The organism is Nitratidesulfovibrio sp. SRB-5 (assembly GCF_019931275.1).
In the GTDB taxonomy this organism is placed as follows: Bacteria; Desulfobacterota; Desulfovibrionia; order Desulfovibrionales; family Desulfovibrionaceae; genus Cupidesulfovibrio.
The window spans coordinates 225,580-243,740 of the sequence record NZ_JAIOTY010000001.1; the positions used below are offsets into that span (position 1 = coordinate 225,580).

Annotated in this window: 20 protein-coding genes and 1 tRNA gene; 18 read left to right on the plus strand and 3 right to left on the minus strand. The window is 66.1% G+C overall.

The window, feature by feature from the left end; translation table 11 throughout:
• The first annotated feature begins 66 nt into the window (after positions 1 to 66).
• The 18 genes from sctC (at position 67) to K6142_RS16695 (ending at position 14,441) form a co-directional block, all read left to right on the plus strand.
• The gene (gene sctC / locus K6142_RS00840; RefSeq protein WP_190245210.1) at positions 67 to 2,067 is read left to right on the plus strand and encodes a type III secretion system outer membrane ring subunit SctC; all 2,001 of its coding nucleotides are present in this window, start codon (positions 67 to 69) and stop codon (positions 2,065 to 2,067) included.
• Entirely contained in the window at positions 2,064 to 3,632 is a 1,569-nt protein-coding gene (sctD, locus tag K6142_RS00845; protein ID WP_190245211.1) for a type III secretion system inner membrane ring subunit SctD, read from the plus strand. Before sctC ends, sctD begins: the two co-directional genes overlap by 4 nt.
• A complete protein-coding gene (locus tag K6142_RS00850; RefSeq protein WP_190245212.1) occupies positions 3,625 to 3,843 on the plus strand; it encodes a hypothetical protein in 219 nt (72 codons plus the stop codon). The genes sctD and K6142_RS00850 overlap by 8 nt, the downstream gene beginning before the upstream one ends.
• Positions 3,844 to 3,859: 16 nt before the next feature.
• Positions 3,860 to 4,114, plus strand: coding sequence for an EscF/YscF/HrpA family type III secretion system needle major subunit (locus K6142_RS00855; protein WP_015946062.1), 255 nt, complete (start codon positions 3,860 to 3,862; stop codon positions 4,112 to 4,114).
• 42 nt (positions 4,115 to 4,156) lie between these two features.
• The gene (locus K6142_RS00860) at positions 4,157 to 4,522 is read left to right on the plus strand and encodes a tetratricopeptide repeat protein (RefSeq protein ID WP_190245213.1); all 366 of its coding nucleotides are present in this window, start codon (positions 4,157 to 4,159) and stop codon (positions 4,520 to 4,522) included.
• A gap of 86 nt (positions 4,523 to 4,608) precedes the next feature.
• A complete protein-coding gene (locus K6142_RS00865) occupies positions 4,609 to 5,364 on the plus strand; it encodes a hypothetical protein (protein ID WP_190245214.1) in 756 nt (251 codons plus the stop codon).
• A gap of 19 nt (positions 5,365 to 5,383) precedes the next feature.
• Complete coding sequence (sctJ, locus tag K6142_RS00870; protein ID WP_015946065.1) at positions 5,384 to 6,217, plus strand: type III secretion system inner membrane ring lipoprotein SctJ; 834 nt, start codon at positions 5,384 to 5,386, stop codon at positions 6,215 to 6,217.
• A 9-nt stretch (positions 6,218 to 6,226) separates the two neighbouring features.
• A complete protein-coding gene (locus tag K6142_RS00875) occupies positions 6,227 to 6,964 on the plus strand; it encodes a hypothetical protein (protein WP_190245215.1) in 738 nt (245 codons plus the stop codon).
• Positions 6,943 to 7,560, plus strand: a complete 618-nt coding sequence (locus K6142_RS00880) for an HrpE/YscL family type III secretion apparatus protein (protein ID WP_190245216.1) — start codon at positions 6,943 to 6,945, stop codon at positions 7,558 to 7,560. Before K6142_RS00875 ends, K6142_RS00880 begins: the two co-directional genes overlap by 22 nt.
• Positions 7,561 to 7,607: 47 nt before the next feature.
• Positions 7,608 to 8,924: a type III secretion system ATPase SctN gene (gene sctN, locus K6142_RS00885; RefSeq protein ID WP_015946068.1), complete on the plus strand. Its 1,317-nt coding sequence runs from the start codon at positions 7,608 to 7,610 to the stop codon at positions 8,922 to 8,924.
• Between the two features lie 3 nt (positions 8,925 to 8,927).
• A complete protein-coding gene (locus K6142_RS00890; protein WP_190245217.1) occupies positions 8,928 to 9,431 on the plus strand; it encodes a type III secretion protein in 504 nt (167 codons plus the stop codon).
• A gap of 11 nt (positions 9,432 to 9,442) precedes the next feature.
• Entirely contained in the window at positions 9,443 to 10,216 is a 774-nt protein-coding gene (locus tag K6142_RS00895; RefSeq protein ID WP_190245218.1) for a type III secretion system needle length determinant, read from the plus strand.
• Positions 10,209 to 11,429 (plus strand): type III secretion system cytoplasmic ring protein SctQ, encoded by a 1,221-nt coding sequence (gene sctQ, locus K6142_RS00900; RefSeq protein ID WP_190245219.1) that lies wholly within the window; start codon positions 10,209 to 10,211, stop codon positions 11,427 to 11,429. The genes K6142_RS00895 and sctQ overlap by 8 nt, the downstream gene beginning before the upstream one ends.
• Positions 11,426 to 12,076, plus strand: coding sequence for a type III secretion system export apparatus subunit SctR (sctR, locus tag K6142_RS00905; protein ID WP_015946072.1), 651 nt, complete (start codon positions 11,426 to 11,428; stop codon positions 12,074 to 12,076). The genes sctQ and sctR overlap by 4 nt, the downstream gene beginning before the upstream one ends.
• A gap of 29 nt (positions 12,077 to 12,105) precedes the next feature.
• Positions 12,106 to 12,441, plus strand: coding sequence for an STAS domain-containing protein (locus K6142_RS00910; protein WP_190245220.1), 336 nt, complete (start codon positions 12,106 to 12,108; stop codon positions 12,439 to 12,441).
• 14 nt (positions 12,442 to 12,455) lie between these two features.
• Entirely contained in the window at positions 12,456 to 12,872 is a 417-nt protein-coding gene (locus K6142_RS00915; RefSeq protein ID WP_190245221.1) for an ATP-binding protein, read from the plus strand.
• 682 nt (positions 12,873 to 13,554) lie between these two features.
• Positions 13,555 to 14,091: a lytic transglycosylase domain-containing protein gene (locus K6142_RS00920; protein ID WP_223290385.1), complete on the plus strand. Its 537-nt coding sequence runs from the start codon at positions 13,555 to 13,557 to the stop codon at positions 14,089 to 14,091.
• Between the two features lie 131 nt (positions 14,092 to 14,222).
• A complete protein-coding gene (locus tag K6142_RS16695) occupies positions 14,223 to 14,441 on the plus strand; it encodes a transposase (RefSeq protein WP_223290388.1) in 219 nt (72 codons plus the stop codon).
• Between the two features lie 448 nt (positions 14,442 to 14,889).
• Here the strand turns inward: K6142_RS16695 and K6142_RS00930 are convergent, their stop codons facing one another.
• The 3 genes from K6142_RS00930 to K6142_RS00940 form a co-directional block, all read right to left on the minus strand.
• Positions 14,890 to 15,936, minus strand: coding sequence for an alginate O-acetyltransferase AlgX-related protein (locus tag K6142_RS00930; protein ID WP_190245223.1), 1,047 nt, complete (start codon positions 15,934 to 15,936; stop codon positions 14,890 to 14,892).
• A gap of 9 nt (positions 15,937 to 15,945) precedes the next feature.
• Positions 15,946 to 17,328: an MBOAT family O-acyltransferase gene (locus K6142_RS00935; protein WP_190245224.1), complete on the minus strand. Its 1,383-nt coding sequence runs from the start codon at positions 17,326 to 17,328 to the stop codon at positions 15,946 to 15,948.
• Between the two features lie 568 nt (positions 17,329 to 17,896).
• Positions 17,897 to 17,972: transfer RNA gene (locus K6142_RS00940), tRNA-Phe, on the minus strand.
• Between the last annotated feature and the right edge of the window lie 189 nt (positions 17,973 to 18,161).

Below are 18,161 nucleotides of genomic sequence, written 5' to 3' on the forward strand. Positions count from 1 at the left end.
CTCGTCCTGCGGTCGCGACTTCCTTCCGTTCCTCGTCTTGCGGTCGCGGGGGCCGTCGCGCGGGTCGTGCGCGGTGCGCTGCCGATCCTTGCCCTGCTGCTGTGCCTGCTGGTGGCGGTTACGCCCTGCATGGCCGCGCCCGCCGCGTCTCCCGTGTCTTCCGGACCTGGCGCGTCTCCCGTATATGGCGGCTCTGGCGGGTTCGTGGGGGCGTACACCCACTATTCCGAGCAGGAGGACCTTACCGTCCTGCTCATGGATTTCGCCCGCTCGCAGGGGCTTGGGGCGTCGTTCTCGCCCGGCGTCACCGGCACGGTGAGCGGCAGGTTCGACGCGGTGCCCCCGGAAAAGTTCCTGCAGGGCATGCGGGCCGCCTTCGGCGTGCTGTGGTACCGGGTGGGCGCCACGCTGAACTTCTACAGCGAGGCGGAAACCAGCCGCATCTTCATTTCGCCCCGGGTCATGAGCGCCGAGGCGTTGTATCAGGCGCTGAAGCAGTCGTCGGTGCTGTCGCCGCAGTTGCCCGCCGACCTCATGCCCGGCGGGGGCATGATCGTGGTGGCCGGGCCGCAGGGGTACCTGGACCAGGTTTCCGCCGCCGTGTCCGCCTTCGAGGAAGCGCAGACCAGCAACTTCGGGATGCGGGTCTTTCCGCTCAAGTACGCCTGGGCCGAAGACATTTCGGTCAACAGCATGGACAAGACGGTGACCCTGCCGGGTGTGGCCAGCATCCTGCGGGCCATGGTCACAGGTTCGCCCGCCAGCGCCTCCCGCGTCACGCAGGAACCGGCCACGGTGGACAAGCTTTCCGGCACCGGCCTGGTGGCGCAGGGGCGGCAGCAGGCCCAGCCCCAGCAATCCCAGGCCCCGCAGGGGCAGCAGGGGGGCCAGCAGCCCGCCCAGGCCAGGGGGCAGCAGGTCAGCATCATGGCCGACCCGCGCGTCAACGCCGTCATCGTGCATGACGCCGTGTACCGCATGCCCTACTACGAATCGGTCATCGGCGACCTGGACAAGCCGGTGGAACTGGTGGAAATCCACGCCGCCATCGTGGACATCGACAGCGACTACAAGCGCGACCTTGGCGTGACGTATCAGGGCACGGCGGGCAGCGGACAGCGCTGGGCGGGCGGTGGCGACTTTTCCACCGGCACGGACGCCTTTCCCACCCTGCCCAGCCCCGGCAAGCCCCTGGGCAACGGCCTTACCCTGTCCACCATCTACACCATGGGTTCCGACTACTTCCTCGCCCAGGTCACCGCGCTGGAAAAGAACGGCGAGGCCCGCATGCTGGGGCGCCCCTCCGTGCTCACCGTGGACAACGTGCAGGCCACCCTGGAAAACACCAGCACCTACTACATAGAGGTGCAGGGTTATCAGGCCGTGGACCTGTTCAAGGTGGAGGCGGGCACCGTGCTGCGGGTCACCCCGCACATCATCCGCAACGAGGACGGCGGGCAGTCCATCAAGCTGGTGGTCAGCGTGCAGGACGACCAGAACGACAACAGTTCCGCCACGAGCACTTCCAATTCCACCGCCATACCGCCGGTCAAGCAGACCAAGATCAATACCCAGGCCATCGTGGGCGGCGGCCAAAGCCTGCTTATCGGCGGCTACTACTACGAGCAGAAGTCCACCACCGACACGGGCATTCCCATCCTGATGGACATTCCCGTGCTGGGGCACCTGTTCAAGACCAATTCCAAGACCAGCAAGCGCATGGAACGGCTGATCCTGATCACCCCCAAGGTGGTCCGGCTTAACGAACTGCCCGCCACGCCGGAACGGGTGGACGATCCTTCGTTCCACCGCTCGGCCACGCAGGGCGACTACAACGAGAAGGTGCCCGCGCCCGCCCCGCGTCGCAGCGGCGGGTGCACCCGCAGCGTGACCACGGTGGACCCCGCGGAGCCTGCCGCGCCCGGTTCCTCGCCCGCTGCCCCCGCCAGGGCTCCGGCAGAGTCGCAGCTGCGCAGCCAGATGGTGCCGGGATATCCGGCGGCGTCTGAACCCGCCGTGCCCATCGTGTATGCCGTGCCTGTGACGGACGCCGGGGGGCGGGGATGAGCGCGTCCGCCACCGTATTGCTGCGTATTTTCACCGGCCCCCACGTGGGGGCTGAGGTCGTTTTGCCTGAAGGCGTCCATGTCGTCGGCACGGATGATTCGTGCGACATCATCCTGAGCGATGCGGCCCTGGCCGCGCGGCATGCCGCGCTGACCGTGGCGGCGCGCGGGGAAGGGCCGGGTGCCGCGCCCGAAGTGCATGTGGCGCCTCTGGACGGCGCCGTGCGCGCGGGCGATGCGGAGATTCCGGCCCAGGGTGCCCCGCTGGCGGCGGGCACGGGCTGCTGGCTGGGCGATACCTGTCTTGCCTGGAACCGGCCCGGCGCCGAATGGGACGACGTGCTGGCCCGGCCCCGTGCGGGCGGCGAGGGCGGCGGACCCGTTGATGGCGCTTCGCAACCTTCCCCACCAGCCGAAGACCTTTCCGGCGGCGTCGCGCCCGGTGATGCCACTCCCGGCGCTCAGCCAGCGCCAACGAAGTCGCAGGATTCGCCCGCTGCGGATGCCCACGATGTTGGCGGCCTGACCCTGCCCGGCGGCACCGTTGCCGCTCCCCCACCCCGGCGTGGCAGATCCGTTGTGGCGGGGCTGCTGGCCCTGGTGTGCGCCGTCGCCATCGTCGTCACCGTTGAAACGCGCCCGCCAGCCCCCGCCGAACGCGTGGCCGCCGTGGAGGAAGCCCTGCGCGGAGCCGGGGTGACCAGCCTGGAGGTGGCCTCCGGCGACGGCGGCGTGGTGGTGCGCGGGCTGCTGGACAACGACGGCCAGCGCGCCGCCGTGTGGAAGGTGGCACGGAACCTGCTGTATCCCGTCCAGATAGATGTGGCCGTCCGCGACGACGTGGTGCACGCGGTGCAGGCGGCCTTCAACAGCAGGGCACTGTATCCGGAGGTCGAGTTCATGGACGCGCAGTCCGCCGCACGGCAGCAGGGCGAAGCGCCTGCCCCCCTCAAGGTGGCTGGCTATGTCCGTGACGGGTTGGTGGAAGCCTGGGCCTTCAGCGCGCTGCGCGACGACGTGCCCAGTCTGCCCCCGGTGACCCGCGACATCCGCTACGCCAGCGACGTTGCGCCCGTGCTCGACGGGCTTCTGGGCGGCGCGGGGCTGCGCCATGTGCAGGTGCGCTACCTGCCGGGCACCGTGGAACTGGCGGGCGACCTGGATGCGCGCCAGCGCGAACGGCTGGACGAGGTGCTGGCCTATGCCCGCGCCCATCTGGGGGTGCCCGTGCGTTTCGCGGTGGTGCGTGCCGCTCCGGTGGTGCAACCCGTGGCGGCGCAGTCGGGCGGGCGCCCGCAGCCTGCGCTGTCGGCAGTCTCCGGTCCGGCTGCGGCCTCCGATTCGGCGATGGCCGCCGCGCAGGCTGGCGACCCGCTGGAGGGATTGCAGGTGCGCGGCGTGACCCTGAACCCGTTGCGCTTCGTCACCATCGGCGACGGGCAGCGCATTTTCGAGGGCGGCATGCTGCCCGGCGGCTACGTGCTGGAGTCGATTTCCACAAAAGAACTGCATTTGCGCAAGGATGGACGTTCAACCACCTACCGGCTGCGAGGTAGCCATGAGTGATGCATTCGTGTCGGCGTTCGATCTCGCCGACGACCCTTCGGGCAGCAAGGCCAAGGCCGTCGGCGAAGAACTGCTGACCATGGACATGTCGGTCAAGCGCGCCATGGACGCGGGCATGACCCCGGATGAAATGAAGGTGGCCCAGGCGGCCCGAGCCGCCGTGCAGGCCGCGCAACGCGTGGTGGAAGCGCTGTCGCGCACCGCCGGGTAACCACACGGAGGCAGTCATGAACATAGGCAACAAGGCGCCCGGTCTCGATCTTGGCAGCATGTTCCAGACGGGCGTGAACAGTATCGGCGACAAGGGCAAGGAACTCCAGGCCCGCATGGAAAACCTGATGAGTCAGGATCAGGTCAGCCCGGAAGACATGATGCAGATCCAGTTCGAGATGGGTCAGTACAATGCCGCGCTGGAAGCCCTTTCGTCGGTCACCAAGAGCATGACCGACATGCTGAAGAGCCTGTCGCAGCGCACCGGCTAGGGTCTGCTTTCGGATCGCTCCCGTCGCACAAAGGAGAAACCAATGTTTTCGGATGCCGAGATCAAACGGCTGCTCGACGTGGCCAACGCGGGTTGCCATCATGGCCGGGTGGCGGAAGCCCGCCAGGTCTACGAAGGCGTGCTGGCCGTGAAGCCGGGCTTTCTGCCCGCGCGCATCGGGCAGGCCCTCAGCCACGTGGTGGTCAACGAGTTCGAGGAAGCGGAACGCATCATCATGGATGACGTGCTGAAGGCCGCGCCCGACGATGCCGAGGCGCGGGCGTTGCTGGGCCTGTCGTACCTGCTGTCCGGACGCGGTGACGAGGCCGCGGAACTACTGCGGGCCGTGTCCGACGTTGATGGCCCCGCAGGCGAGATGGCGCGCGGGCTGCTGGCGCAGGCAGGCTAGCCGTCCGGCTCCGGCGTTCGCGGTGCGCGCCCTCTTGATGGGGGGCGCCTCCGTGGGCGGCTCCGGAAGTGGATGCGGAGGCGCACGTGGACATCGCGGGCATTGGCGCATCGCCCAGCCGGTTGCTTGAGGCGCTGGAAAAGCTGGGAGTGTCGCAGGGGGCAGAACTGCGCAGCCCCGGTGGCCCTTCCGGCATGCCCGACGCCGAACTGGTGCGGGCTTTCCTGGAGGCGCTGGAAGGGCCGGGCGCAGGGCCGGGCGAAGGCCTGGGCGGTGACGCCGCCACCGGCGGCCAGCCGTTTGCCGAAAGCGGCGCGGGGCAGGGGGGCCAGCTTGGCCAGCCTGCGGTGCCGGGGGCGGAAGGCCCGGCCAGTCTGGCAGATCCGGATGCGGCTGTCCGCCTTGACGATGCCGGGGCAGCCATCCGTCCCGTGGACGATCCGTCCCGGGCAGCATCGCCGGACGGGACGCGCGGCGTGCCCGAGCGCATCGACGGCGTGCAGGATGCGCCCCCCGCCGAAGCAGGGGGGCTGCGCGACGGCGCGGGACAGGTGGAACGCGCCGGACGGGCGGAACAGGCGGGACAGATAGAACAGGCGGAACGGGCCGGAACATCCGGACCGGAGGCCGCGCGGGGCGCGGATGCCCCGGCCACGCCGGACGGGCAACTGCGCGAGGTGGCGCAACTGCTCGACCGGGTAGCCAGCGGGCAGGCCACGCCGACGGAACTGTACCGGCTGCAATACATGGTGGGAATGCTGCGCGTGCAGGCATCCAGCGGGGTGCAGGTTTCGCAGCAGGGTTCGCAAGGTATGGAAGCGCTGCTCAGACAGCAGGGATGATGCACCACGGAGAAAGGGCATGAACGGATGGCGCGGCATGTTACACCAGGCCCCGCGCGGGTTGCGCAACGCGGCACTGGCCGTATTTCTGCTCATGCTGCTGACGGGCTGCAAGGCGGAACTGTACAAGGGGCTGAACGAGGAACAGGCCAACACCATGCTGGCCACCCTGCTGCGGCACGGCGTACCCGCCGAAAAGCTGGCGGCGGGCAAGGAAGGCTACGCCCTTTCGGTGGAGCGCGACCAGATCGTGCGGGCGCTGGAAATCCTGCGTGAAAACAGCCTGCCCCGCGAGCAGTACCAGAACCTCGGCAAGGTCTTTTCCGGCGACGGCATGATCGCCTCGCCCTCCGAGGAAAAGGCGCGCCTTGCCTACGCCATTTCCCAGGAACTTTCCGATACCTTCTCGCGCATCGACGGGGTGCTCACCGCGCGCGTGCACGTGGTGCTGGCCAGCAGCGAAACGGCGTCCGAGACCAGGGTGCCCGCGTCGGCGGCGGTGTTCCTGCGCCACGGGCCGGAATCGCCGGTGGTCAATCTGATCCCGAAGATTCGTGAACTGGCGGCCAAGGCGGTGCCGGGGCTGGACTACGAAAGGGTTTCGGTCATGCTGGTGCCGGTGCGTGAAACCGTCACCGTGCCCATGCAGCAGGGGGCGACGCTGTTCGGCATGCCCCTGCCGTCGGAAAGCGGGCCGTCGTACCTGCTGGTTGCGGCGGGTGTGACCCTGCTGGCGGCCCTGGCCGGGTTGGCGTTTGCCGGGGCGCGCACCGGGCTCATCGCCTTTGGCGCGCGGCGTTCCGCGTCGGGCGATGCCCGCGCGGCCCGTGGGCCACAGGGCGGACAGGGCTAGGGCGCGACCATGCACAAGGGCTTCTTTCTCGACGTGCTGCGGCGCAAGCCCGTGCTGTTCGCCGCCATAATGGCGTTCAACGCGCGGGACGGCGCCGTTGGCGACGGGGATGCCCTGGGCCTGCTGCATGCGGCGGTTCCCGGCGCGGGGGACGGCCTGCTGCGTTCGCCGCGCGTGCGGCGCTGGCTGGATCGTTCATCCGGGCCCGAAAGCCCGTCCGGCCCCGCGCCGTTCTGGGACTTTGCCGAGGAATCGCGGCGCATGGCCCTGCTGGATGCGGACGAGGCGGCACGGCTGGCGCTGTTTTTCGGCACGGCGCTGCATGCGCCGGATTTCTCGCGGCTGGTGCGCCGCGACGACGTGCTGGCCCTGCGCGCGGAACTGGGCGCGGACCTGTACGCCTATGGCCTGCAACGGGGGCGCTACCAGCTTGGCGGCGTGCGGCGGCACTTTGCCCCGCTGCGCGAGGCGGAACGCACCGGGTCGGGCCTTGCCGGACGCATCCGCGAGGACGGCGCCCGTGCCCTTGCCCTGTGCGCCGACGCCTGGCCCGATGCGCTGCGCGCGCGCCTGACGTGGCCCGCTGACCTGCTGGTGCCTTCCGGCCCCGGTATTTCCCATGACTTCGGCGCGGCGGACGCGCCCGTGGACGACCATGGACAGGCCGCGTGGCGCGGCGTGTGGTTCGGCCTCAGGAAGCTGCTTTTGAAGGAGGTTGGACCGCAATGGGCGCCCTGTTTCGACTGAATGCCAACGCCGTGACCCCGGCACCCGGCCAACGCGTGTTGAAGGCCGCCGACGCGGCCCTGCTGCACGAGGCGCAGGACATCCTGGAAGCCGCCCGCGCGCGCGCCACCGAACTGGAACTGGCGGCACGGCAGGCCTACGACCGCCGGGTGGAGGAAGGCTACCGCGACGGACTGGAGCAGGGGCGGCTGGAACATGCCGAAAAACTGCTGGAAACGATCATGTCGTCGGTGGAATTCATCGAGGGCATCGAGGCAACCGTGGTCCGCGTGGTGACGGAGGCGGTGCGCAAGGTCATTGGCGACCTTGGCGACGACGAGCGCATCGTGCGCATCGTGCGCACCGCGCTGGTGGCCGTGCGCAGCCAGCAGCGGGTGGTGGTGCGCGTGGCCCCGGCGGACGAGCGCGCCGTGACCGAAGCACTTGGGGCCATGCTGCAATCCGCGCCCGGCTCCGCCAGCTTTCTCGACGTGGTGGCCGACCCCCGCCTGGAGCGCGGGGCCTGCCTGCTGGAAAGCGAACTGGGCGTGGTGGACGCCAGCCTGGAAACCCAGCTGAAGGCCCTGGAGAACGCGTTTCATGCCAAGATCCGCTAACCGCGCCCGCGTGGCGCGCGCCCTGCCTGCCGCAGCGGGAGGCCGCCATGGCCTTTGAGTACATCGGATCCCTGCTGGAAGAGGCCGTGCACAGCGGCCCCACGGTAGAGGTGCGCGGCCGCGTGGAGCAGGTGGTGGGCACCATCATCCGGGCCGTGGTGCCCGGCGTGAAGGTGGGCGAGTTGTGCATCCTGCGCAACCCGTGGGAAAACTGGACCCTGCGGGCCGAGGTGGTGGGCTTCGTCAAGCAGGTGGCCCTGCTGACCCCCCTGGGCGACCTGCAAGGGGTGTCACCGGCCACGGAGGTCATACCCACCGGCGAAATCCTGTCCATACCCGTGGGCGAAGACCTGCTGGGCCGCGTGCTGGACGGACTGGGCGAACCCATGGACGGCGGCCCGCCCCTGAAGCCGCGCACCCGCTATCCCGTCTATGCCCAGCCGCCCAACCCCATGCAGCGGCGCATCATCGACCGGCCCATCTCCCTTGGCCTGCGCGTGCTGGACGGGGTGCTCACCTGCGGCGAAGGGCAGCGCATGGGCATTTTCGCGGCGGCGGGCGGCGGCAAGAGCACGCTGCTGTCCAGCATCATCAAGGGCTGTTCGGCGGATGTGTGCGTGCTGGCCCTTATCGGCGAACGTGGCCGCGAAGTGCGCGAGTTCATAGAACACGATCTGGGGCCTGAAGGCCGCAAGAAGGCGGTGCTGGTGGTTTCCACCTCGGACAGGTCGTCCATGGAACGCCTGAAGGCCGCCTATACCGCCACGGCCATTGCCGAATATTTTCGCGACCAGCGCCGCAGTGTCTTGCTCATGATGGATTCCGTGACCCGCTTTGGTCGCGCCCAGCGCGAGATAGGCCTTGCCGCGGGCGAACCGCCCACGCGGCGCGGTTTTCCGCCGTCGGTGTTTTCCACCCTGCCGCGCCTCATGGAGCGGGCGGGCAATTCGGACAAGGGGTCCATCACCGCGCTGTACACCGTGCTGGTGGAAGGCGACGACATGACGGAGCCCATCGCCGACGAAACCCGGTCCATCCTCGACGGGCACATCGTGCTTTCGCGCAAGCTGGCCGCCGCCAACCACTATCCGGCCATCGACGTGCAGGCCAGCGTCAGCCGCGTCATGAACGCCATCGTGGACAAGGAGCACAAGGCCGCTGCGCAAAAGCTGCGCAAGGTGCTGGCCAAGTACGCCGAAGTGGAGCTGCTGGTGCAGATCGGCGAGTACAAGCGCGGGTCGGACAAGGAAGCGGACGAGGCGCTGGACCGGGTGGCCGCGGTCAACGCCTTCCTGCGCCAGGGACTGGACGAGCGCAGCGGGTTCGACGACACGCTGGCCGCCCTGCGCAAGGTGGTGGAATAGTTCGTGGCAACGCCCTATCCGTTGCAGCCGCTGCTGAACGTGCGCCACTTTCGCGAGAACGGGGCGCGCAACGCCCTGATGACGGCGGAAGGCGTGCTGCGCGATGCGATGCAGGCCGCGGAGGACCGCCGTGCCGAACTGGAGCGCTATCGCGCCTGGCGGCCCGGCGAGGAAGAACGCCGCTACGATGCCATCATGGGCACGTCCATGGCCATGGAGGACCTTGACCGGTTCAAGGCGGGTCTGGCGGCGCTGGCGCAGGCGGAATTGCGGCACGAACAGGCCGTGGCCGACGCCGACCGCCGCGTGGAGGAATGCCGCAAGGCCGTGGCCGATGCGCGCGCCGCCGTGGCCAAGGCCCGGCGCGAGGTGGCCAAGATAGCGGCGCACAAGGACATCTGGAGCGAGGAGATGCGCCGCGAGACCGAACGGCTGGCGGACATCGAAATGGAAGAGTTCAAGGCCGTGCCCGTGACCACGTCGGACGACGATGACGGGATGGCGTGACGGAGAGCACCATGGCCGATTTTCTGAAAGTGGATGCAGGCAGGCTGGCCGAGGCGGCCGCCGCCCAGGCAGGCGCGCAGGGTGCGGCCGGACGGCGTGATGCGCCGCCGCAGGAGCGCGACGTGGACGCCTTCGACCGGGCCATGGGTGATACCCGGGACGGTCAGCCCGGCTCCGGCGTGTCCGGTGACCGGGGTGACCGGGACGCATCGGGCGACAGGCGGGTTGCCGGTCGCAATCAGGACGACCGCAGGAATTCCGAACAGGGCGGCAAGGGCGGCGACGACATCGACCAGATGGACGACGGGGTGTCCGCATCGCCGTTCCAGTTGCTGGGCGGGGCCATGGAAGGGATGCTCCGCCGCGTCGGCCCCGACGGGGCCGATGGCGCACAGGCCGCCGCGCAGGCTTCCGCCCCCGCCGACCCCGCCGACATGGACGGGCTGACCTCCTCGCTGGTCGAGCGCATTCTGGTCTCCACGCCCGAATCGGGCGGCAACGAGGTGCGCATCCTGCTGGGCGACGCCCTGCCCGGCACCGAAATTCGCATGACCCGAGGCCCCGACGGCATGCTCATGGTCGATCTGGCCACCGACGACGCCAACTCGTTCCAGACCCTGGTGGCCGCCCGCGCAGAGCTGAAGGCCCGGCTGGACCAGCTGGAAAAGGGCGGCGTGCGGGTGGAGGTGACGGACAACGCCCGGCAGGACGACGGCAACGCCGACCGCAGGTCGGCGGGCTACATGGACTACGACCCGGACAACCAGAGAGGACGGCGTGGCTGAACACCTGCACCAACCCGAGGCCGCCGCGCCACAACCCTTTGCGGCCCACCCGCTGGCGCCGGGCGCGGCGCGGCTGCTCAACGTGCTGTGCACCCGCAGCCAGCCGTGGCCGGTTGCCGTGGGGCTGGCCGCCTGTCGCCTTTCCGTGCCGGTGCTGCCGCCGGAAGCCCCCGCGTCGGAGTACGGCCTGCGGGTACGCTGCGGCGGACATGCCTGGAGGCTGGACGTGGGGCCGGGGCTGCCGCTGGGGCTGCACCCGGCACTGGCGCAGGCCGCCGCCGCCGCCCTGCCAGAAGAGGTACGGCTGGCGGTGGTGGAACTGCTGGCCGCGCCGCTGGCGGAGGCGCTGGGGCGCTTTCTCGGCACGTCGGTGACGTGTGAGGCCCTTGCCGGTGACAGTGACGCCGAGGCCGCGCAACCTGCCGGGGATCTGCCCTGCCGGGTGGGCCTGCTGCTGGAGGTGCCCGGCGATGACGGCGGGCACACGCCCGTGCCCCTGACCCTGCATCTTTCCGACGCCGCGTCGGCCATGCTGGCCGAACAGTGCCTGCGCCTGCCGCAGCGGCACGAGGCGCGCGGCCACCTGCCGGTTGACGCCGTGGTGGAGGCCGGGCGCATGTGCCTTGCCGCCGCAGAACTGGCCGACCTTGCCCCCGGCGACATCCTGCTGCCCGACGACTATCCGGCCCACCGGGGCCGCCTGACCCTTGCCGTTACGGACCCCGCAGGTCCGGCCCAGGCCAAGGCCCCGACCCTGACCGTGCCGTGCGCCGTGGCCGATGGCCGGGCCACCGTGCTGGACATCGTGCGCAACGACGCAACCCCCATGGAGACCACCATGTCTGATACCACGCCCACCCCCCAACCCGACGGCACCCCGGCGGCGGATGCCGCCTCAGATGCGGCAGGTTCCGCAGCGGCAGCCGGAGCGCCAGCAGCGGAAGGGACCTCTGCGGCAGCCGCCACGTCCATCGACGTGAACGCCCTTGGCGTGACCGTGGTGTTCGAACTGGAGCGCCGCCCCATGACCGTGGGCGACCTTGCCGCGCTGGCCCCCGGCTACACCTTTGCCTTGGGGGCCGACCCGCTGGGCCCGGTCACCCTGACCGTGGGCGGCAGGGCCGTGGGCACGGGCCGCCTGGTGGACCTTGGCGGCACGCTGGGCGTGCAGGTGCTGCGCATGGGCCAGGCTGGGGAGGGTGACAGGCCGTGACCGGCACCATGCCGCTCTATTACATAGCGGGCATGGCGCTGCTGGGGCTTGCGCCGTTCTTCCTGATGATGGTGACCTCCTACGTGAAGATCGTGGTGGTCACCTCGCTGGTGCGCAACGCGCTGGGCGTGCAGCAGGTGCCGCCCGCCATGGTCATGAACGGCCTGGCCATCATCCTCAGCATCTTCATCATGGCCCCCATGGTGGAAAGCACCCTGGACATCCTGAAGACGGTGCGGGTGAGCGAACAGCCGGAGCCGCGCGAGGTGGTGGAACTGCTGGACAGGGCCTCGCCCCCCCTGCGCGACTTTCTTTCGCGCAATGCCGACGACAAGGTGATTACCGCGTTCATGGGCACGGCCAAGCGCATCTGGCCCAAGGAGCGGCACGACACCATCCGGCGCGAGAACCTGCTCATCCTCGTGCCCGCCTTCACCATTTCCGAACTGACCAAGGCCTTCCAGATAGGCTTTCTGCTGTACCTGCCCTTCGTGGCCATAGACCTGATAATTTCCAACATCCTGCTGGCCATGGGCATGATGATGGTTTCGCCCATGACCATTTCGCTGCCCTTCAAACTGCTGCTGTTCGTCACCCTGGACGGGTGGCTGAAGATCAGCCAGGGCCTGCTGCTCAGCTACAAGTAACCGGCGCCAGCGCGCCATACGGAGCACCGATGCAACATACCAGTACCGACCGGGGCGGGGTGACCGTTCTTGCCTTTTCGGGCCGCATGGACGCCACCACCGTGGCCGCCTTCGACGAGGCGTGGCGCGCGCGGCTGGAAGCCGGGGCCAACCGCCTGGTCATCGACCTGGGCGGCATAGAGTACATCAGCTCGGCGGGCCTGCGCGGCATTCTCGGACTGCTCAAGGCCTGCAAGTCGGGCGGGGTGGGGCTGGCCTTCTGCGGCATCGGCGAGATGGTGGGCGAGGTGTTTCGCATTTCCGGCTTCACGGGAATGCTGTCCATCCACCCGACGGCGGACGCCGCCGTGGCCGCCCTGGCCTAGGCGCGGAGGCTCGCATGGCCACGCTTTCGGTTCCGGCCAGCCTTGAACAACTGGGGGCCGTCAACGAGTTCATCGCCGGGCAGATGCCAGAGGGACTGGCCGCGCTGCTGCCGCAGGTGGAACTGGCGGCGGAAGAACTGCTGGTCAACGTGTTCAGCTACGCCTACCCCGGGGAGCCGGGAAAGGCCGAGGTGGGCTGCCGCATGGTGCGTCTGGACGGCGTTCCGTTCTTCTGCCTGGCCGTGCGCGACTGGGGCGCGCCCTTCGACCCGTTCAGCGAGGCGCCGGAGCCGGACACCGCGCTGGGCGTGGAGGACAGGCCCATCGGCGGGCTGGGCGTGCACCTCATCAAGTCCATGGTGGGGCACTACAGCTACAGCTACCATGACGCATCCAACTGCATCGAACTCTACTTCGCCCTGCCGGAATGACGTGCGGGGTGGAGGGTCCGGTGCCTTCGGGACCGGCCGCGCGCCCGCCCTTGCGGCGGCCCTCTTGCTTGTGGCCTTGCTGCTGGCGGCCCTGCTGCTTGCGGCCATCCCCGTGGCGGCGGCGGACCCGGCTGCGCCCGTCGGGTCGGGAATCCTGCAGGAGGAAGTGACCACCTCCGAACGCGCGGCGGTGCGCCTTGTCCCGCTGCGTGCCCGGCCCGGCCCGGCAGGGCCGGTTGGCGAGGGGGCGACGCTTGCCGTTCCACCCGCCGGGGGGCCTGCGCCATTGCCTGCCGCATCCTCTGGCAGGCTTGCCGCATCGCCTGAGAGAACTGCCGCATCGCCTGTAGCATCGCCCGTCGGTCCCGGGACCACTGACGACTCAGGGCCTGGCATCGGGTCCGGTGTTGGGCAGGGGGCCGCAAGGGACGCTATAGCAGCCTCCGCATCATCCCCCCAGGTGCCCGCCGTGGCGCCCCCCATGGAGTCCGCTATGCCGCTAGGCATACCGGGCGGGACACAGGGTGCGTATCCTGCCGATGTGCGTGCGGTGCCCGTTGCGGTGCCGCCAGCGGCAGAGTCCGCCCCGCAGGGTCCGACCGGGTCAGTTTCCCGTGCTGACGGGTCCATTTCCGGGGCGGATGCGGGCGCTGCCAAGGTGGACGCTCTTGGCGCGCGACCCGTGCCGCACCCCGTCGCCTTTTTGCCCCCTGCCGGGCACCCCCCTTCGGAAAACCTGCTGGACCGCATGGACGTGTATGCCCTGTCGCCGGACGCAGCCAAGCTGGCCCTGCCCCGCATGGTGCCGCTGGTGATGGTGGAGCGGGTGCGCGCAGGCAGGCTGCCCATGCCCGCCTGGGACGGAATCATTGCGCGGGCCAGCCGCCTGAGCGGGCTGGAAGAGCGCCTCATTGCCGCCGTGGTCCGGGCGGAATCGGGGTTCAACGTGGGGGCCGTGTCCCCCAAGGGGGCGCGGGGGCCCATGCAGATCATGCCCGCCACCGGACAGGAACTGGGGCTGGATGATCCCTTCGATCCGCAGGCCAACGTGGAGGCGGGCAGCCGCTACCTGCGCCAGCAACTGGACCGCTTCGGCTCGCTGGAACTGGCCCTTGCCGCGTACAACGCGGGCCCCGGCAACGTGGAACGCTTCGGCGGGGTGCCGCCGTTTGCCGAAACCAGGGCGTTCGTGAACAGGGTGTTGTCCGGGCTGGATTGATGGTGCGGGTGCGGGGCACCCGGAAAAGGCAGACGAAAGGCGGGAAGCGCAAGAAGGGAAAAGGCTACCGTGGTGAAACGAAACGACCGACAGGGGAAATGCTGAGGAGGCTGCGCGAGTGAATGGGGCATATGGTAGAGGCGGAGTGCTTCCAGGGTCACATTCATATGCGGATTGAAATGTCCAAGAAGATGAGCGTGTCCGGAATGGTGAGGAGCCTGAAGGGCAAAGATGCTTCAGTGCTGCATGGCCAGCTTGGCAATCTCAAGTTCAAGTGTAGAAACAAGGAATTCTGGTATCGTGCCTGTTGTGTTGGTGTAATAGGAAAGAACACCCCGCAATATTCATGAATGCATCAAGGATAAGCTAGATTCTGATAGGCTTGATGGCCATTTGTTCCTGCCCTATCCCGGAAGCCCGTTTACGGGCCGCAAGCAGCAGCTATGCAGCTGCCAGATCATAAATGCGCCTGCCAGGCGCTACGGGTAACAGGGCCTGCCAGGCACATATGAAATACCACCGGCTATGCTGGTGGATTTTTATTTTCTGTCGGTATTCTACGACTAGGTTGCCTTGGTCCTGGAGAATTCGGATGTACTGGAATAAGGACAAGCAATCAGTCGGGCGCGCGGTCTTCCGACTGTATATTCGGCGGGGTAAGGCTGGCGCGCCGTGTGTTCTGGTGGTTACTGCTGCGCAGTGCCCCAGCCTGCGACCTGGTCACGGTTTCGTCAACGTGATGACATGAGAGAGTCAGGCAATGGTGCAATGACGCAAAATTGCAAATATCTACAAATTTTATTGGGTAAAATTTCTTTCAACTATAACCCAAAGAATTATATCCGGCTTGGAAGGTTGAGAATAAAGCGATTCCTCGAACTCGGCATGTTTAAAGAATCGAACTTCTTTGAATTCTGCTGCAATGTACGGTTTGAGTGCTTCGGTGAATGAGTCCCCAAACACCCATGCCGTCTTGTTGCTGACGGCATTGATATTCTTGGTAAGTCCGCCTTCTTCCCGAAGTTCCGCAGGAACACTCCAGCGCAGTGTGAAGTTGTCCCCAGCGGACAGGGGAAAGCTTCGATACCCTCCGATGTCCACCAGGTCGCCGCGGTTCGGTGGGCCTTCTGCCAAGGAATAGGCTGGCAGGGCTGGCAGCCCGGCCCACTCTCTAAAGCCTTCAAATGCTACATGCGCCCCGCGGGTGTTCCAGTGGGTGTCCGTTCTGTAATAGAGGATGCCAGAGGTTTTTGCCTCATGCAGACGTGTCGTCGGATCGTAGACCTTGACCCCGGTTTCGCTCAGGGCATCCACAAGAGGGGAAATATAGCGCCGTTTGGCTGGCACGACTATCGGTGGCAGGTATTCAGGGTAGATGCTGGATTTGTTCGGCCCGATGAACAGGAAGAACTCTGCTCCGTATTTTTCCGCAGCGTCACGAATCTTCACATAGGTTTCAGTTTGCCTTTTCAGATTTTCTCCAGAAAGTTCAATCCTGCCTGTGAGTTTGTCCACACAGCGCCCGTAGCTGTTGCCAAGAAACAGCCAGTTTTCTTTGCCTCGATAGCCTTTGTCCATGTCCAGGGTTTCGCCGCCAAGCTCATGCAACGCCACTGAAAGCCCCAGCAAATGTGACCGTAAAGGAAAATGATCCGCAAAAAAGGAATCAATGCCCTGAAAGAACCGTTTGAATCGGCTGGGCCGAAATTGTGACGGCAATTCCGGAAATGTGGCAACCTTTCGGCGTTCACTTTCCAGATTGCCCGTTTCCGGCACGACAAAAGCGGCGACAGGAACAATAAAGAGGAGTGCGGCGAGCAGGCAGGACATAAAAAACTTGTTCATGGCCGTCATCTAGAAATCAAAGTAGATAAAAGGATTGCGCGCCCCTGTGAGAAGCAAGGCGATAGAAATTACCGCCAACAATGCCTGCAGCCAGTATGCGCTGGCGGGAAATGCCGAAGCCTTGTGGCTTGTGGGATCGGGAAGGAACTTGTCCGGCAGCAGACACAGAGCCCCGCCCACAGCCAGGGCCACACATGCCGCCGTGTGGTATGTCAAGGTAACCGGAGATAGAGAGAATGCGAACAACTCTTTCAGGTATGTCCAGGCGGCACCAATATTCTCTGCGCGGAAAAAGACCCACCCCACCAGTACAACGACCAGGGTGTAGGCGCGGGCAAGGAGCGTCGGCATTTTTCCAAGAAGGTGCCCGACGGGGAGCCGTTCAATGACCAGAAACAGGCCGTGCCATAGCCCCCACACAATGAAGGTGACGTTCGCGCCATGCCACAACCCACAGAGGAAAAAGACGATCAACAAATTTATGTAGGTAGCCTGCCTGCCTTTCTTGCTCCCTCCTAGGGGAATGTAAAGGTAGTCGCGAAGCCATGAAGAAAGCGAAATATGCCAGCGTCGCCAGAATTCCCGAATGCTGGTGCTGGAATACGGACGCCGGAAATTTTCCTCAAAGTGGAACCCCGCCATGGCGGCCAGCCCTATCGCCATGTCGGAATATCCTGAAAAGTCGAAATATATCTGTATGGCATAAGCTGCGATGCCAAGCCAGGCATCAAAGAAGTGCAGATTGCCAGGTCCGGACATGGAAAAGGCGGAATCCGCCATAACGGCAACCGAGTTGGCGATAATGACCTTTTTGTTGAGCCCCACAAGAAAACGGTAGAGCCCGAAGGAGAACAGCGCCTTGTCTGGCCCGCGTGCGGAAAGATCATCTTGCACCTGAGCATAGCGCACGATGGGTCCGGCGACCAGGTGGGGAAACATGCAGAAGTAGGTAAGGAAATCAAGCGGCGTCTTTGCTGGTTGAATATGGCGACGATATACGTCTGCAAGATAGCTGATGGCATGAAAGGTAAAGAAACTGATCCCCAGCGGCATGGATGCTTTTTTGCCGTCTAAGGCTGGCAGGATGAACGATAAAAGCCAGTGCGCATATTTGAAACCAATCAGTACGGCCAGATTGGCTGCCACAAAGAGCGCCATGCAGGCCCGTGGATTCTTGCTTCTATTCAGGTGAGTTGCGGCTACGTAATTGCCCACGCCAAGTGCAAGAAGCAAAAAGACATTGGCCGCTTCTCCCCATGTATAAAACACCAGACTGACGAAGAGCATTGCGGCATTGCGCAACGTTCCCGAGTTGGCGCTTCGGGCAGAAATGTCAAGGGCAAGAAAGAGGGGCAGGAGTAGGAAGATGAACGACAGGGAAGTGAAAATCATATCTTCGATCAATCCGCCTTGGCGGTATTTCGGGCAAATTGCACCTGCCCGCTGGGGCTAGGGTGTTACAGCGAAAATCATCGCGACTCAACCTCAATGGCGGTTTTCGTAACTGGCTTGTGGGGCTTGCAGGCTGAATGGGTAGCGATGTGTATTGGAATCCGTTCGGAGGTGGGTTGGCTGCCATTGCCCGCCGGGCAATACGGTACTCTCCCTTTTTCAGGCGGACTGGAAAGTGACGGATATATGGCGGATGTGTGGCGGACATCGGTTCCTGCCTCGGGGGGTATGCGCTGCAACCGGATCTGTGTCGCCAGGGCAAAAGGCTGCCTTCGAAGCCGGGGGTGCCACGGGAGGAGTCGGGTTGGGCGGCGAGAGCGGCCTTGGGCAGCTAAGGGCATTTTCTGGCCATCTGGCCGGGCATCGGCGCTTTGCGCGTTGGATGCGGCCTTTCTTTGTTCTGTCGAGCCCGAGGTGGATGGTCTGTAGGCAAAAGTGCGGGAAATGTGGTGGGAAAATTCGGCAAACGAAAAAGGCTTCAGCTGTTAAGCTGAAGCCTTTGAATTCGTGGTGCCGAGGGAGAGAATTGAACTCCCGACACGGGGATTTTCAGTCCCCTGCTCTACCAACTGAGCTACCTCGGCGTCGCGGAGAACCTGAATAGGCAAAATGGCCGGGCTTGGCAAGCACTTTTTGTCGCAAGGATGATTTTTTCGCCGGACGGGGAGCAGGGGGCTGAAAATCCCCGGTTCTGCATCCCGGTTCCGGTCCAGTGTCGGTCCCGCGCTGGCTCGGTCCCGGCCCGGTGTCGGCCCGGTGTCGGCCCGGTGTCG

What these genes read in the sequence shown, in the direction of transcription:
- K6142_RS00910 (WP_190245220.1), top strand. Translation starts at nt 12,106, where the DNA reads ATGCAACATACCAGTACCGACCGGGGCGGGGTGACCGTTCTTGCCTTT.
- K6142_RS00860 (WP_190245213.1), top strand. Translation starts at nt 4,157, where the DNA reads ATGTTTTCGGATGCCGAGATCAAACGGCTGCTCGACGTGGCCAACGCG.
- K6142_RS00850 (WP_190245212.1), top strand. Translation starts at nt 3,625, where the DNA reads ATGAGTGATGCATTCGTGTCGGCGTTCGATCTCGCCGACGACCCTTCG.
- K6142_RS00915 (WP_190245221.1), top strand. Translation starts at nt 12,456, where the DNA reads ATGGCCACGCTTTCGGTTCCGGCCAGCCTTGAACAACTGGGGGCCGTC.
- K6142_RS00930 (WP_190245223.1), bottom strand. Translation starts at nt 15,936, where the DNA reads ATGAACAAGTTTTTTATGTCCTGCCTGCTCGCCGCACTCCTCTTTATT.
- sctD (WP_190245211.1), top strand. Translation starts at nt 2,064, where the DNA reads ATGAGCGCGTCCGCCACCGTATTGCTGCGTATTTTCACCGGCCCCCAC.
- sctJ (WP_015946065.1), top strand. Translation starts at nt 5,384, where the DNA reads ATGAACGGATGGCGCGGCATGTTACACCAGGCCCCGCGCGGGTTGCGC.
- K6142_RS00895 (WP_190245218.1), top strand. Translation starts at nt 9,443, where the DNA reads ATGGCCGATTTTCTGAAAGTGGATGCAGGCAGGCTGGCCGAGGCGGCC.
- K6142_RS00855 (WP_015946062.1), top strand. Translation starts at nt 3,860, where the DNA reads ATGAACATAGGCAACAAGGCGCCCGGTCTCGATCTTGGCAGCATGTTC.
- K6142_RS00880 (WP_190245216.1), top strand. Translation starts at nt 6,943, where the DNA reads ATGGGCGCCCTGTTTCGACTGAATGCCAACGCCGTGACCCCGGCACCC.
- sctN (WP_015946068.1), top strand. Translation starts at nt 7,608, where the DNA reads ATGGCCTTTGAGTACATCGGATCCCTGCTGGAAGAGGCCGTGCACAGC.
- K6142_RS00935 (WP_190245224.1), bottom strand. Translation starts at nt 17,328, where the DNA reads ATGATTTTCACTTCCCTGTCGTTCATCTTCCTACTCCTGCCCCTCTTT.
- K6142_RS00875 (WP_190245215.1), top strand. Translation starts at nt 6,227, where the DNA reads ATGCACAAGGGCTTCTTTCTCGACGTGCTGCGGCGCAAGCCCGTGCTG.
- K6142_RS16695 (WP_223290388.1), top strand. Translation starts at nt 14,223, where the DNA reads ATGGTAGAGGCGGAGTGCTTCCAGGGTCACATTCATATGCGGATTGAA.